11 protein-coding genes and 1 pseudogene are annotated in these 13,974 nt (G+C 73.7%); 2 read left to right on the forward strand and 10 right to left on the reverse strand.

The window, feature by feature from the left end:
• The first annotated feature begins 74 nt into the window (after window positions 1-74).
• Complete coding sequence (locus tag ACZ516_RS27585; protein ID WP_469012052.1) at window positions 75-908, forward strand: C40 family peptidase; 834 nt, start codon at window positions 75-77, stop codon at window positions 906-908.
• 95 nt (window positions 909-1,003) lie between these two features.
• Here ACZ516_RS27585 and ACZ516_RS27590 read toward each other — a convergent pair whose 3' ends face one another.
• The 3 genes from ACZ516_RS27590 to ACZ516_RS27600 are packed head-to-tail and all read right to left on the reverse strand — an operon-like array spanning window position 1,004 to window position 3,417.
• A complete protein-coding gene (locus tag ACZ516_RS27590; protein ID WP_361082784.1) occupies window positions 1,004-1,339 on the reverse strand; it encodes a putative quinol monooxygenase in 336 nt (111 codons plus the stop codon).
• Window positions 1,340-1,387: 48 nt separating this feature from the next.
• Entirely contained in the window at window positions 1,388-2,134 is a 747-nt protein-coding gene (locus ACZ516_RS27595) for an IclR family transcriptional regulator (protein ID WP_469012054.1), read from the reverse strand.
• Window positions 2,131-3,417, reverse strand: coding sequence for a geranylgeranyl reductase family protein (locus ACZ516_RS27600; protein WP_358577228.1), 1,287 nt, complete (start codon window positions 3,415-3,417; stop codon window positions 2,131-2,133). Before ACZ516_RS27600 ends, ACZ516_RS27595 begins: the two co-directional genes overlap by 4 nt.
• 118 nt (window positions 3,418-3,535) lie before the next feature.
• Between ACZ516_RS27600 and ACZ516_RS27605 the strand changes: the two genes are divergently transcribed.
• On the forward strand, window positions 3,536-4,093 hold the full coding sequence (locus ACZ516_RS27605) for a GNAT family N-acetyltransferase (RefSeq protein ID WP_469012172.1): 558 nt from the start codon (window positions 3,536-3,538) through the stop codon (window positions 4,091-4,093).
• Window positions 4,094-4,120: 27 nt separating this feature from the next.
• Here ACZ516_RS27605 and ACZ516_RS27610 read toward each other — a convergent pair whose 3' ends face one another.
• The 7 genes and pseudogenes from ACZ516_RS27610 to ACZ516_RS27640 form a co-directional block, all read right to left on the reverse strand.
• Window positions 4,121-6,805, reverse strand: a complete 2,685-nt coding sequence (locus ACZ516_RS27610; RefSeq protein ID WP_469012184.1) for a hypothetical protein — start codon at window positions 6,803-6,805, stop codon at window positions 4,121-4,123.
• Window positions 6,806-6,889: 84 nt separating this feature from the next.
• Window positions 6,890-6,958 (reverse strand): annotated as a pseudogene (locus tag ACZ516_RS27615) (zinc-ribbon domain-containing protein); the annotation flags it as partial.
• A 172-nt stretch (window positions 6,959-7,130) separates the two neighbouring features.
• Window positions 7,131-7,826: a demethylmenaquinone methyltransferase gene (locus ACZ516_RS27620; RefSeq protein ID WP_358577226.1), complete on the reverse strand. Its 696-nt coding sequence runs from the start codon at window positions 7,824-7,826 to the stop codon at window positions 7,131-7,133.
• A gap of 133 nt (window positions 7,827-7,959) precedes the next feature.
• A complete protein-coding gene (locus ACZ516_RS27625; protein WP_469012055.1) occupies window positions 7,960-8,559 on the reverse strand; it encodes an imidazolonepropionase-like domain-containing protein in 600 nt (199 codons plus the stop codon).
• A gap of 7 nt (window positions 8,560-8,566) precedes the next feature.
• A complete protein-coding gene (mqnC, locus tag ACZ516_RS27630; RefSeq protein WP_358577221.1) occupies window positions 8,567-9,766 on the reverse strand; it encodes a cyclic dehypoxanthinyl futalosine synthase in 1,200 nt (399 codons plus the stop codon).
• Between the two features lie 73 nt (window positions 9,767-9,839).
• Window positions 9,840-10,565 carry a prepilin peptidase gene (locus tag ACZ516_RS27635; protein ID WP_469012175.1) on the reverse strand — a complete coding sequence of 242 codons (726 nt, stop codon included), beginning with the start codon at window positions 10,563-10,565 and terminating at the stop codon, window positions 9,840-9,842.
• A 76-nt stretch (window positions 10,566-10,641) separates the two neighbouring features.
• Window positions 10,642-13,761: a BTAD domain-containing putative transcriptional regulator gene (locus ACZ516_RS27640; RefSeq protein WP_469012057.1), complete on the reverse strand. Its 3,120-nt coding sequence runs from the start codon at window positions 13,759-13,761 to the stop codon at window positions 10,642-10,644.
• Between the last annotated feature and the right edge of the window lie 213 nt (window positions 13,762-13,974).

Raw genomic sequence — 13,974 nt, forward strand, 5'->3', positions numbered from 1 at the left:
GCCCGCGAGCGACAACTGTGGCGCAGCACACGTTTCTTGATGGGAACCACAAGTCCCTGGTACCGGTTGTTCCCATGTCCCACACCGCTCACATACCCAGCCACCGGAAGCCCCGTCGCAGCGCCTCCAAGATCGCCCTGCGCGCCGGAGTTGCCGGTGGCGTCCTCAGCACCCTGGCAGTGGCCGCGGCGGCCGGTACGGCGAACGCGGCCGAGCCGGTGTCCGAGACCATCGAAATGCCCACGCTCACCACCGATCTGTCCGCGCAGATCGCGCAGTCGGCGGACGCCACCCAGCAGGCCGCCGACACCTACGAGTCGCACGCCGAGCGGGACGCCGCCGCCGCCAAGGCCGCCAAGCAGGCCCGCGCCGACCAGGCGCAGGCCGAGCAGAAGGCCGAGGCCAAGCGCAAGGCCGACGCCGCCGCGAAGAAGAAGGCCGAGCAGGAGCGCGCCTCGCGCGCCACCGAGCGCACCACGCTCTCCACCCAGACGACGTCCGGCGGCGGTTCCGCCACCTCCGCCTCCGCCTCTGACTCGGCCGCCCCGGCCAGCGGCAGCGTCGGCACGGTCATCAGCTTCCTCAAGGCGCAGCTCGGCGACGCGTACGTGATGGGCGCCTCGGGCCCGAACGCCTGGGACTGCTCCAGCCTGGTGCAGGCCGCGTTCAAGCAGGCGGGCGTGGACCTTCCGCGCGTCTCGCAGGACCAGTCGGTCGCCGGCACGCCGGTCTCGCTCTCCAACGTCCAGGTGGGCGACATCCTTTACTGGGGTGGCGCGGGCTCCGCGTACCACGTGGGCGTGTACATCGGCAACGGCCAGTACCTCGACGCCGCCAACCCCAGCAAGGGCGTCGTCATCCAGGATCTGTCGGGTTACCCGGCGTCGGGTGCCGTGCGCGTCCTCTGACGGCCCCTTGGAGCCACGTACGAAGGGCCGGAACCCCCCGGTGGGGTTCCGGCCCTTCGCGCGCCCTCAGACGGCCGTACAGCCGTTCCAGTGGTCTACGGCCGGCCGTTCTTCGGTGTCAGCTCCGCCATCAGCGACCAGTCGTCGCCCGGGACCTGCGTGTTCACGATCCGCGGGACCTCCGCGACGGCCTCGGCCATCGCCTCCATGCCGGCCTTGAAGTGCTCCGACTCCACGTGCGCGGTGCCGGCCTCGGGCGTGGCGAACGCCTCCAGCAGGACGAACTGGTGGGGGTCGTCGACGCTACGCGACCACTCGAAGAACAGGTTTCCCGGCTCGGCGCGCGTGGCGCGGGTGAAGGCGGCGGTCCGCTCCAGCCAGGTGTCGGCGTGCTCCGGGCGGACGGTGAACTTGACGGCGATGAAGATCATGGGCCCAGCGTCCGCCCGCCCACCGACCCCGGCAACCGGAGCCGCCCGCTATTCCGACGCTGCCGGAAAACCGTGCCGCGCGGCACGGGTGAGGACCCGCGCCAACTCCGAGCGCCGCCCACGGAAGCGCGCCGTCGGCAGCGAGACCGAAAGCGCCCGCGTGCCGTCCCCGAGGGGCACCGCCACGCAGGTGTACGCCGGGTCCGTCTCCCCCACCGACACCGCGACGCCCGCCGCCCGCACCCGGCGCAGCTCGGCCTCGAAGCGGTCCGGGCTCGTGATGGTGTGCTCGGTCAGCCGGGGCAGGCCGTGCTCGTCGAGGTAGCGGCGCCTGGCCGGCCGGCCCATTGAGGCGAGCAGCACCTTGCCGTGGGCGGTGGCGTGCGCGCCCTGGTCGAGACCGACCTCGAACGGGTCGGCGGCGTCGGCCGTGACGGCCGTGGTGCTGTCGACCACCGCGATCCGTCCGCCGCGGCGCACGCTCAGATAGGCGTGGGCGCCGACGGCCCGGCGCACCCCGAGCAACAGCCCCCGGGTGCCCGCGTCGATGCCCGCGTGCCGCTGGAACGACCGGTACAGGGCGGGCACCCGCGGCCCCAGGACGTAGCCGGCGCCGGTGCGGGCGACGTGCCCGCGCGCGGTCAGCGGGGCCAGCAGGTGGTAGACCGTCGAGAGGGCGCAGCCCAGTTCGCCCGCGAGCGACTTGGCGCCGACCGGCTCCGGGGAGCGGGCGATCGCCTCCAGGAGGTCGAGCGCGCGGTCCACCGAGGCCGGTCCGCCGTGCACGTCGTTCACGCCTTCGGCGCCACCTTGCTCAGTCCGTTGATGATGCGGTCCATGGCGTCGCCGCCCGTCGGGTCCGTGAGGTTCGCCAGCATCTTCAGCGTGAACTTCATCAGGACGGGGTGCGTCAGACCGCGCTGCGCGGCGATCTTCATGATCTTCGGGTTGCCGATGAGCTTCACGAAGGCGCGGCCCAGCGTGTAGTAGCCGCCGTAGGTGTCCTTGAGGATCTGCGGGTAGTTCTGGAGGGCCAGTTCGCGCTGGGCGGGGGTGGCACGCGCGTGTGCCTGCACGATGACGTCGGCGGCCAGCTGCCCGGACTCCATGGCGTACGCGATGCCCTCGCCGTTGAACGGGTTGACGAGGCCGCCCGCGTCGCCCACCAGGAGCAGCCCCTTGGTGTAGTGCGGCTGGCGGTTGAAGGCCATCGGCAGGGCGGCGCCCCGGATCGGCATCGTCATGTTGTCCGGGGTGTACCCCCAGTCCTCGGGCATCGAGGCGCACCAGGCCTTGAGGACCTCGCGCCAGTCCAGTTCGCGGAAGGCCTTGGAGGAGTTGAGGATGCCGAGGCCGACGTTCGACGTGCCGTCGCCCATGCCGAAGATCCAGCCGTAGCCGGGCAGGAGCCGGTCCGCGCCGGGCCCGCGGCGGTCCCACAGCTCCAGCCAGGACTCCAGGTAGTCGTCGTCGTGGCGGGGCGAGGTGAAGTAGGTGCGCACGGCCACGCCCATCGGGCGGTCCTCGCGGCGGTGCAGGCCCATGGCCAGCGAGATCCGCGAGGAGTTGCCGTCGGCCGCGACGACCAGCGGCGCGTGGAAGGTGACCGGGGTCTTCTCCTCGCCGAGCTTGGCGTGCACGCCGGTGACGCGGCCGGTGCGGTCGTCGATGATCGGCTCGCCGACGTTGCACCGCTCGTGGAGCCGGGCGCCGGCCTTCTGCGCCTGCCGGGCGAGCTGCTCGTCGAAGTCGTCGCGCTTGCGGACGAGGCCGTAGTCGGGGTACGAGGCCAGCTCGGGCCAGTCCAGCTGGAGCCGCATGCCTCCGCCGATGATGCGCAGGCCCTTGTTCCGCAGCCAGCCCGCCTCTTCGGAGATGTCGATGCCCATGGACACCAGCTGCTTGGTGGCGCGCGGGGTGAGCCCGTCACCGCAGACCTTCTCGCGCGGGAACGCGGTCTTCTCCAGGAGGAGGACGTCGAGCCCGGCCTTCGCCAGGTAGTACGCCGTCGTCGAACCGGCGGGCCCGGCTCCGACGACGATGACGTCCGCTGAGTGTTCGGAGAGGGGCTCGGTCACGGCGGGTTCTCCCCAAGGCTCGAAATCTGTGTGCCGACCGGCACGGGATATGGGCAGTCTATGAGGCGGTAGCGACCAGCCAGCCGAAGGGCCACACGTGACCGAGCAGACCGACACCCTGCCGACCGGACAGCTTCCCGCCGTCCGGCCTTCCGCCGCACGCCCGCCCGCCGTGCGGCTGCGGGTCCCGACCCACGAGGACGCCTTCGCCTGGCACCGGCTCTTCCGCGACCCCGAGGTCATGGAGTTCCACGGGGGCGCGCCCGCGGAGCTGTCCGTGTACGAGGAGCTGACCGCCCGGCAGCGCAGACACGACGCCGAACTGGGGTACTGCCTGTGGACCCTGCTGGACGAGGCCGGTGAGCCCGTCGGCTTCACGGGCGCCCAGCCCTGGACCCGGCCCTGGGGGCCGGTCGGGGAGACCGAGATCGGCTGGCGGCTGGGGCGCGCGGCCTGGGGCAAGGGGTACGCGACCGCCGCCGCCACCCTCACCGTCGAACGGCTGCGCGAGCGGGGGGTGCCGAGCGTGGTGGCGATGGTCGACGCCGGCAACGAACGTTCCGTCGCGGTGACCCGGCGGCTCGGCATGGAGCTGGGCGAGACCTTCACCACGCCCCCGCCGCCCGAGGGCGAGGGGGCGCGGCGCGTGGCGTACTGCTTCCGGCTCACGCTGTAGCGCGGCGGGGCGCGGCCGGGGCGGGGGTCAGTCCCCCGTGAGCCGCCAGGTCCGCAGCGCCGTCCGGTGCGTCTGGGCGCCCTCGCCCGCGGACCAGAAGTCCTCGCGCCAGGACAGCTGGATGGCGTACTCGGTGCCGTTCTCGGCGATGTAGCTCTGGTTGAGGGCGTGGATCGTGCGGCCCACCTCGTCGGTGTAGGTGTACTCCCACAGGGCGCCGTCCCGCCCCCGGAAGGTGTTCCGCTCCAGCTGGATCCGCCGGTAGTCCGACTTGTCCGAGGCGGACTTGGTGTGATCCTCGATGTTCGTGAAGTTCTCGTACGAGGTGTAGGGCGCGTCCACGACGACGCCGACGAGGAACTGCTCGCGCCCGGTCGGATCCGCGTACGTGATCTGCCCCGGCCGCTCCGGGTTCACGGTCTGCCGCGTCCAGCCCGTCGGGACCGCGAAGGAGAACCCCTCGGAGTCGGTCACCCGTTCGGAGCCCGCGGGGACCTCACCGTCCTCGCCGCCCCCGGAGGCCTCGGTGTCCGAGCTGTCGCTCGACTCCGGGCCCGGGGGTTCCTGCGAGACGACCGGGCTGGGTTCCTGGCTCGGCTCCCCCGAACGACTGGCGGCGGGCTTGCCGTTCTTGCCCGCGTCGCCCGCCTTGTCGTCGGCGTTGTCCTGCCAGAGCAGGATTCCGGCCGTGGCGCCCCCGCCGATGACGAAGGCGGCGGCGAGCGTCCCCGCCCAGACCCCGGCGCGCCCGCGGCGCTTGGACTCGGCGGGCGCCTGCTGCGGACCGATGTGGACTGCCTGGGGGGTGTACGCGGGGTACAGGGCGGGCGGGGCGTGGGTGCCGGGCCCGGGATTGCCGGGGCCGGGGTTGCCGGGGCCGGGGTTGCCGGGGCCGGGGTTGCCGGGGGCCGATGTGCCGGGAGCCGGTGTGCCGGGGGCGCGCTGGGTGACGTAGGCGGCGGCTTCGGCGGGAGTGAGTGCGCGGGGGGTGGTGCCGGCGGAACCGGCCCCGGTGGAACCGGCCCCGGTGGAACCGGAGGATGCGGGTCCGTCGGTCGCGGGCTCAGCGGCTCCGGACGACCCGGACTCGGCCCCGGTGGGCGTGGCGCCCATGGCCGCGACCCCTACCGGCACGTCTGCGGCAACCGCGTCCCCCGTAGGGGCGATCCCCGCAGGGGCGGCGTACGGCGGCGCTCCGGGGGCGTACGCGGGCGCGGCCACAGCCGTCGGCCGGCCCGTCATCCTCAGCAGGTACGGCCCGAGCAGCGTCGCCGCGAAGACCCACAGCAGGCCGAACAGCAGTACTTCGGGGACGTCGAGTCCGACCTCCACACCGCCGTTGCCGCTGAGACCGCCGAAGCCCGAGCCGCCGGCGGCCGCCGAGCCCGACGCCTCGACGCCGATCCCGCCGGCCCCGGCGAGCAGCAGGACGAGCCCGAAGAAGAGCGCGGCGGAGAGCAGTTGCTCGCCCCGGCTCGCGCAGCGCCGCGCGGCGAGCACGCCGATCGTCAGCGCGCAGACCAGGCCGAGCGCCAACGCGCCCACGATCGCCCAGTCGTTGGTGACGTCACCCAGCTCGGAGAGGCCGAAGGACCGGCTCTCGTGCCCGCCGCCGTACAGCGAGCTGCTGCCCCGCACCGACGCCTGCGCGCCCGCTCCCCAGCCGATGCCGAGCGCGGCGACGGCGAGGTTCGGCAGGAGGAGCAGGGCGATCAGAAGCGGTGAGATGTCGGTGTCGTCGAGGTCGGTGGCCCGGTCCAGGTCGTCGATCTGGGCCAGGCTGATGAAGGCGACGAGCGAGCAGAGCACGAGGACGACCACCAGGGCGCGCAGCGCGGTGCCCGCGGCGCGGGCGACCAACCGCGCGCCGGGGTGCGCGGGGAGCCCTTGCAGCACCGCGCAGGAGACGACGAGCGTGAGCACCAGCGCGCCGAGCGCGGCGAGCGCCGGGGACGACGACAGTTCGATGCCCTCGATCTCGGGCTGCGCGAAGAGCGCGAGCGCCAGGACGCCCACGGTCACCAACAGCGTGACGCGCAGGGCCGCTTCGAGGCCCGCCGTGCCCCCGCCGCGCCCGCCGTGGCCCCGCGCGGCGAGGCGGCCCCGCAGGACGCGTACGCCGATGAACAGCGCCAGGAGCCACAGCACGGTCACGGTGAGCGGGACGAAGTGCAGGGAGGCGGTGCCTTCGAACACGGACCCGGAGGAGTCCGAGCCGAGTCCGCCCGAACCGAACCCGCCACTCGAGCCGAATCCGCCGCCCGAACCGAATCCGCCGCCCGAGCCGAGGCCGTCGGAGCCGAGACCGTCGGAGCCGAGGTCGCTGGAGCCGAAGCTGCCCGAGCCGGTGCCGTTCGAGCCGCCGAGGCCGGGACCCCGCTCACTGCCCGTCAGTTCGAAGCCGCCGCCCACCGATTGGAGGAGCAGCGCCAGACCGACCCGCAGCCGGGCGACGAACCCGACGACGACCTCGTCCTCTTGGCCGTACGAGGGGATGGCGATGCCGATGGCGCCGATGAGCAGCAGCGCGAGGGGCCAGAGCGCGGCCTGCGCGGCGCCGGCCCAGTCGCCGCGGAACGTACGCCCGAGGAAGGCGCCGACGGGCGAGGGCCCGGCGGGCGCGTGCGCGGGCGCGGGGGTGTGGGCGGGCGCGGGGGTGTGGGTGTGGGCGGGAGTGAGCGCGGGGGTGTGGGCGGGCGGAGGCGGCGGCACCGGGGCTGCGGGAACTCCGTCTTCCGGGGTCTCGGTCGAGGCGGGCGGTTCCTTCGGTGCCGTCGGCTCCGGGGGGCGTTCCTTGCCGCACTTCATGCAGAAGCGGGCCTCATCGGGGGCAGATGCCCCACAGTGCGGGCAGTACGACGCCATCAAACGCTCCGTCACAGTCCAGGAGATCACCCGCGAGCGGGAAGGACCGACCCTATAAGAACCAGATAAGTTCCGGCACGGGTCGTATCAACGGACACATCTTGCCCCGTGGCCGGTTCCCCGCCGGCCCAGATGCGCGTTCTCCACTCAAGCGTTACGGAGCGCTTGTCGTTCAGGCCTGCTTGTATCCCCGGTGCAGCGCCACGACGCCGCCCGTCAGGTTCCGCCAGGCGACCTTCGACCAGCCCGCGTCGCGCAGCCGGGCGGCGAGCGCGGGCTGGTCGGGCCAGGAGCGGATCGACTCGGCGAGGTACACGTACGCGTCCGGGTTGGACGAGACGGCGCGGGCGACCGGCGGCAGGGCGCGCATCAAGTACTCGGTGTAGACCGTCCTGAACGGCGCCCAGGTCGGGCTGGAGAACTCGCAGATCACGACGCGTCCGCCGGGCCTCGTCACGCGGTACAGCTCGCGCAGGGCCGCGTCGGTGTCCTGGATGTTGCGCAGCCCGAAGGAGATGGTGACGGCGTCGAAGGTGTCGTCCTTGAACGGCAGCCGCGTCCCGTCGCCGGCCGTGAACGGCATCCAGGGGTGGCGCGCCTTGCCGACCCGGAGCATGCCGAGGGAGAAGTCGCAGGGCACGACGTACGCGCCGGCGCGGGCGAAGGGCTGGGAGGAGGTGGCGGTACCGGCGGCGAGGTCGAGGACCTTCTGCGCGGGGCGCGCGTCGACGGCCTTGGCGACCTCCTTGCGCCAGAGGCGGGCCTGGCCGAGGGAAAGCACGTCGTTGGTGAGGTCGTATCGCTCCGCGACGTCGTCGAACATCGTGGCGACTTCGTGCGGCTGCTTGTCCAGGGTGGCTCGGGTCACCCGGCCCATTGTGTCAGGCCGGTCTTCTTCCCCTGGCGGGGGCGGCGCCGTGGGGAGCCGGGGGCTCTTGGCGGTGCGGGCGCGTTGTGGTTGCTCGCGCCGTTCCTCGCGCCCCCTTGGGGGGCGGGGTGGGTCAGGTTGTTCTGTGGAGTAGGCGGCCGGCGAGGATCGTTGCCGCGCAGGTTGCCGCGCCCTGTTCCACCAGGGCTTGGCGGTCGGGGACGTCGAAGACGGCGAAGCGGGCGGGGGCGCCCGGCTGCAAGGGGGGCAGCAGGACCAGCGGGGTCGGGGAGAGGGACGGGGGGCCCGCGAGGTGGGGCGGGCGGGCGGCCATCGCCAGGCCGGCCCTGCGGACCGCGTCCAGGACGGGGCGGGCCCGCAGCTCGCCCGCGAGGGCCACCGTGCCGTGCGCGAGGAGCCGCTGCACCCCGCGCCGCGCGCTCGCGCCGAGCCGGGCCGGGTCCTTGCGGAACAGCGCCTTCGCCCGCTCGCCGCCGATCGGCTCGGTGCCCAGCCACCCGGCCTCGCGCGGATCGGGGTGGTAGGTGGCCTCCAGCAGCTCGGGCCCGTAGGGGTTGAGCAGGCCCGGCGTGAGGATGCCGGGCCAGCGGCGGACCCGGGCGGCGGGATGCGCGGCGGCCAGCTCCTCGTACGGCCCGACGGCGGCGACGCTCGCCCCCTCGACCAGGACCGCCGTCTCCGGCGTGCCCTCAGCGACGTGAAGTGTCAGCAAGGCGGCCTCAGTTGGTGGCGAGGAGCTTCAGCTCGGGATGTGCCGTGCCGCCCTCGATCGCGGTGGACGAGATGTGCGAGGCGACGCGGTCGTCGACCGGGTCGTTCGCCGGGTCGTCGTGGACGACGAGGTGCTCGTACGTGGTGGCGCGCTGGGCCGGCACCCGGTCCGCCGTGCGGATCATGTCGATCATCTCGCGCAGGTTCGAGCGGTGCTTGGCCCCGGCCGAGGAGACGACGTTCTCCTCCAGCATCACCGAGCCGAGGTCGTCCGCGCCGTAGTGCAGCGTCAGCTGGCCCGCCTCCTTGCCGGTGGTCAGCCAGGAGCCCTGGATGTGGGCGACGTTGTCCAGGAAGATCCGCGCGATGGCGATCATGCGGATGTACTCGAAGATCGTCGCCTGCGTACGGCCCTTGAGGTGGTTGTTCTCGGGCTGGTACGTGTACGGGATGAAGGCCCGGAAGCCCCCGGTCCGGTCCTGCACGTCACGGATCATCCGCAGGTGCTCGATGCGCTCGGCGTTGGTCTCGCCCGTCCCCATGAGCATCGTGGAGGTGGACTCCACGCCGAGGTTGTGGGCGATCTCCATGATCTCCAGCCAGCGCTCGCCGCTCTCCTTGAGCGGGGCGATGGCCTTGCGCGGCCGCTCCGGCAGCAGCTCGGCGCCGGCGCCCGCGAAGGAGTCGAGGCCGGCGGCGTTGATCCGCTGGATGGCCTCCTCGACGGGGACCTTCGAGATGCGGGCCATGTGCTCGACCTCGGACGCGCCGAGGGAGTGGATGACCAGCTGCGGGAAGTTCTCCTTGATCGCCGCGAAGTGCTTCTCGTAGTACTCGACGCCGTAGTCGGGGTGGTGTCCGCCCTGGAACATGACCTGCGTGCCGCCCAGCTCGACGGTCTCCGCGCAGCGGCGCAGGATGTCGTCGAGGTCGCGGCTCCACCCCTTCTTGGTGTCCTTCGGGGCGGCGTAGAAGGCGCAGAACTTGCAGGCCGTCACGCAGACGTTCGTGTAGTTGATGTTGCGCTCGATGATGTACGTCGCGATGTGCTCCGTACCGGCGTAGCGGCGGCGGCGCACGGCGTCGGCGGCGGCGCCGAGCGCGTGCAGCGGGGCGTCCCGGTAGAGGGCGAGCGCCTCCTCGGGGGTGATCCGGCCACCTGCGGCGGCACGGTCGAGGACGGACTGAAGGTCGGCCTTCTCGGTCACCGGGGCGTCCCTTTCGTAAGGGTTGTGGACGGACTGCCAGCCAGCGTACGCCAGCCCCCGGGAGCCCCCGACGTCAGGCGGAGTACGCCCCGAGCAGCACTCCCACGAAGGCGCCGCCGATCAGGAAGGGGCCGAAGGGGATCGCGGTCCTGCGCCCGGCGCGGCGGGCGGCGACGAGCCCGATGCCGTACAGCGAGGCGAGGACGAACCCGGCGAAGGTCCCGAGGAGCAGCACCCCCCACCCGTACCAGCCGAGCACCGCGCCCAGCGCGAGGGCGAGCTTCACGTCGCCGAAGCCCATGCCGCCGGGGTTGACGAGGAAGAGCACGAAGTACGCGCCGGCCAGCGCGAGCGCCCCGTAGAGCGCGCCGGTCCACTCCCCCGCGTGCTCGGGCAGCAGCGCCGCGCCCCCCAGCAGCGCGAGCGCCGCCCCGGCGAGCGGCAGGGTCACCACGTCGGGCAGCCGGTGCACCCGGAAGTCGACCACGGCCAGCAGCACACCGACGGGCGCCAGCAGCAGCCACGCGCCCAGTTCGGGGCGGGCGCCGGTGGCGGCGGCGAGGGCCGCGCAGACGATCGCGGTGGCGGCGGCGAGGGTGGCGGTGCGGGGCCCGTACCACTCCCCGTCCACCCCGCACCTGGCGAGCCCCAGCCACCCCCCTAGGGGGTGTCCCTCGGGGCACGCACGGCGCCGGTTCTCCTCGGGCGGGACGGAGAGCCGGTAGGCGGCGCGGGGGACGAGGGCGCCGGCGAGAACGCCCCAGAGCGCGCCGCCGAGGACGGCGAGGAGAGCGACCAAAACGTTCACCTGTTCGACGCGGGTTCACGGGCGGGTGGGTGGGAGACATCCGCCGCGAAGCGGCGGTTCCAGACCCTCACCCGGCCGCGGACGCCTCACTGCGCCAGGCGGGGAACAGCTCGTCCAGCAAGGCCTCGGTGCGGGGCGGCAACCCGCGCGCGCCGCTGCGGGCAACCAGGTCGGCCGCCACCTGCCGCAAGCGAGTGGGGTCCTCCGTCGCGGCCGTCGCCCGAAGCAACTCGTTCCAGAGCCGCTCATCGCCCGGCGCGGAGCCGAGCGCGGCGTTCAGCGCCTCGATCGCCTTCTCCGCGCGCCCCTTCTCCAGGTGGAACTCGGACAGGGCGAGCCCGATGTCGGCGACGAGCAACGGCAGCTGCGCGTCGATGATCTCGTGCGTGAGCCACGCGTACCGCCCGCGCGGCCGGTCGGCGAGCAGTTGCCCTCGTACGAGCACCAGCGCGTCGGTGAGCATCCGCCCGCGCACGGCACGGTTGCCCGCGCCCCGGCCCTGCGTGGCCTCGTAGTACAGGGACCGCAGCACGTCCAGGTCACAGACGACGGACTTGGCGAGCGTGAGCCGGCCGTTCCGGTCGGTCCGCAGCCGGGGCGAGCCGTCGGGGTCGGTGCCGAGCCACTCGCGCAGCCGCTCGACCAGCGCGTCGCGCACGTCCTCGGTGACGCCGCGCGGCCACAGCGCGGAGGAGAGCACCCGGGGGTGCACTCCCTCGCGGTGCAGGAGCAGCAGCGCGAGGGCCTCGTGCATCAGCGCGCTGCGCTCCCCGTCCGGGCTGTCGAGGCCGATGATCTCGTACGTGCCGACGAGGCGGGCGTAGACCGCGGGCCGCCCCTGCTCGGTGACGTCGACGAGGAACGGCGGCGCGGCGCCCGCGGGACCGTCGTCGGGGCCGGTGGGGCCCCGGTCGTCCACGCTGTCGGGGTCGGCCTCGGTGAAGAGCCGCACGACGGCGCGCTGCTGGTCCTCGGGGAGCGTCTGCGCCGCCAGTTCGAGGCCGAGCAGCGGCGCCAGCAGCTTCCCCTCGCGGGTGATCTCCATCTCCCAGGCGGCGCCGGGCAGGTCACCGGAGTCCGTGCCGACGAGGTAGCCGATGCCGAGGCGGGCGGCGTCGGCGGCGAGTTCGGCGAGCTTGAGCGCGTCCTCGCCGGTCGGTTCGGCGGCGAGCAGGACGAGGTGCGGGGCCCAGCGGGTGTGCCGGGCGGGGCCGGTGCGGCCGGTGAGCACGGAGTCGTGCCCGGCGGCACCGAGCGCGCCGCGCCGCTGCCGCGTCTCGGCCTCCATGGTCTCCAGGAGGGCTGCCACGTCCTCCAGGTGCCGCAGCCGGTTGGGGGCGAGCGTCGAGAGGTCCTGGCCGAAGCCGACGAGGGTGATGGTCATGCGGTCCGACCAGCCGTTGGTGGCGAGTTCGGCGGCGACCGAGGCGAAGACGGCGGCGCGGTCGCTCGCGGCGCCGCTCAGCGAGACGATGCCGGGCACGGACTCCAGGTTGAGGAGCAGCCGTGAGTCGTCGAGGGTGCCGAGGCTGACGAGGCCGGGGTAGGGCGCGGCGGTGTCCGCGTCCTCGTACCGCTCGGCGTCGGCGCGGGCCAGCACCCAGAACGTCTGGTCCTGCCCCAGCTGCCACGGCGCGGGCGGCCGGCCCGCCGGCTGGGCGAGCTGGAGGTGCAGGTCGCCGTTGGTCAGCCAGGCCGCGTAGACGGTCGGCAGCGGGCGGTTCTCCCCCGCGAGCGAGGCGGCGAGGCCGCGCAGCGACAGGTCGAGCAGGCGTACGCCCTCGGGGTCGGCGCCCACGAGCAGCGCGTCCTGCACATCGGCGGCGTCACCGGTCGGCGTCGACGGCTGCCGGTGCCCGCCGACGGCTCCCAGGGCCGACTGCCACAGGGCGTGGCGGCGCCGGCGGCCGAGGGCGCCGAGGAGGCCGGCGGCGAGGAGGGGGGCGCCGAGGAGGGCCTCGGGCAGGCCGAAGCCGGAGCCGTCGAGCTGGCCGCCGTCGGGCGCGTCCGCCGCGGGTGTCTCCGGGGTGGCCGGGGCCTGCGGCGTGGCGGGCTCGGCGGGGGCGGCGGGGCGCTGTTCGGGGAGGACGATGTGGGCGGTGTCCTGGTCTACTGGGCCGCTGTCGCCGTCACGGGCGCCGTGACCGCTGCCCGGTCGGCCGTTGCCGCCTTGCCGGCCGCCGCTGCCCTGCCGGTCACCACTGCCCTGCTGCTCGCCGCTGCCTTGCTGGTCGCCACTGCCTTGCCGGTCGTCGCCCTGTCGCTGGTCACCGGTCCGGGAGTAGTCGGAGATCTGCTCCTTGACGTCCTTGGAGATCTTCGGCGCCTCGTCGGGCATATCGACCAGCTCGCCGCCGTGCGCGTCCGCGGGCATCTCCATGATCCAGCCGGGCCGGATGAGGCTGGCCTCGGAGAGCTTGGACCCGTCGGGCTGCTCCCGGTCCTTGTTGAGCTGGTAGATCTCCTTGTACCGGCGGCCGTCGCCCAGGTGCCGCTCGGCGATCTCCCACAGGGAGTCGTGGTGGCGTCCCTCGGGCGGCTGGATCCGGTAGAACTTCGTGTCGCCGTCCTTGGCGCCGACGCCGCCGTCCGCGTGGGCGGCCTGCTCGGCCTGCGCGGCGAGCGCGTGGGCGGCGGACGCGGCGGTCCGCTGCTCCTGCCCGAAGAGCCCCGGCGTCTGCTGCGCGGCGGCGGACGCGGGCTTCTGGTTGCCCTCCGACGACTGCCCGAACTGCGAGAGCCCCGGCGCGAAGCTCGCGGCGGTGGCGCCCACCAGGAGCAGGGCGGCGACGAGCTGACGCGCGAGCAGCTGGCTGCCGCCGGCGCCCGGTACGCGGCTCGGGATCCCCACACCGGAGAGCGCGGCCTTTATCTCCACGAGCACGCAGGCGGTGAACTGCGCCCAGGCGAACCAGACGACGACGGTCAGCACGTTGATGAACGTGCTGACGGTGATCTCCTGCTGCAGCCAGCTCAACGAGGGCGCCCCGCTCGGCAGCGGCCATCCCACGAACACCACCAGCGCGCCGGGCACGCCCACCAGGAGCACCGCGAGGGCGACGAAGGCGAGGAAGGCCTTGACGAAGTCCCCGACGGAACGCCGGCGCCCCGGCAGCGGCTGCGGCGTCCGGTTCCGCGGCGACCGCGGATCAGGCGGGCTCGTCGAGCGTGAGGTGGTGCGCGCCATGGCGGAAGTCCTGGTGTCCTGTGGAGAGGAGTGGATGGTGGTGACAAGAGCCTACTGAGCCACTGAGGCGATGGTACGGAAGGCGCCGAGGGGCAGACAGGGGTACGGGCGGGGGTTCCGCCCGATTACCAACTCCGCGCCCCAAAGGCCCGATTCGCCTGGCCGAGGCGGTGGGGGCGGGGCCGGTTCCCCCGGCCGGCGCCGACGAAGGGG

It is taken from the genome of Streptomyces sp. NPDC034037 (assembly GCF_055575715.1).

What these genes read in the sequence shown, in the direction of transcription:
- ACZ516_RS27640 (WP_469012057.1), bottom strand. Translation starts at nt 13,761, where the DNA reads ATGGCGCGCACCACCTCACGCTCGACGAGCCCGCCTGATCCGCGGTCG.
- ACZ516_RS27585 (WP_469012052.1), top strand. Translation starts at nt 75, where the DNA reads ATGTCCCACACCGCTCACATACCCAGCCACCGGAAGCCCCGTCGCAGC.
- ACZ516_RS27590 (WP_361082784.1), bottom strand. Translation starts at nt 1,339, where the DNA reads ATGATCTTCATCGCCGTCAAGTTCACCGTCCGCCCGGAGCACGCCGAC.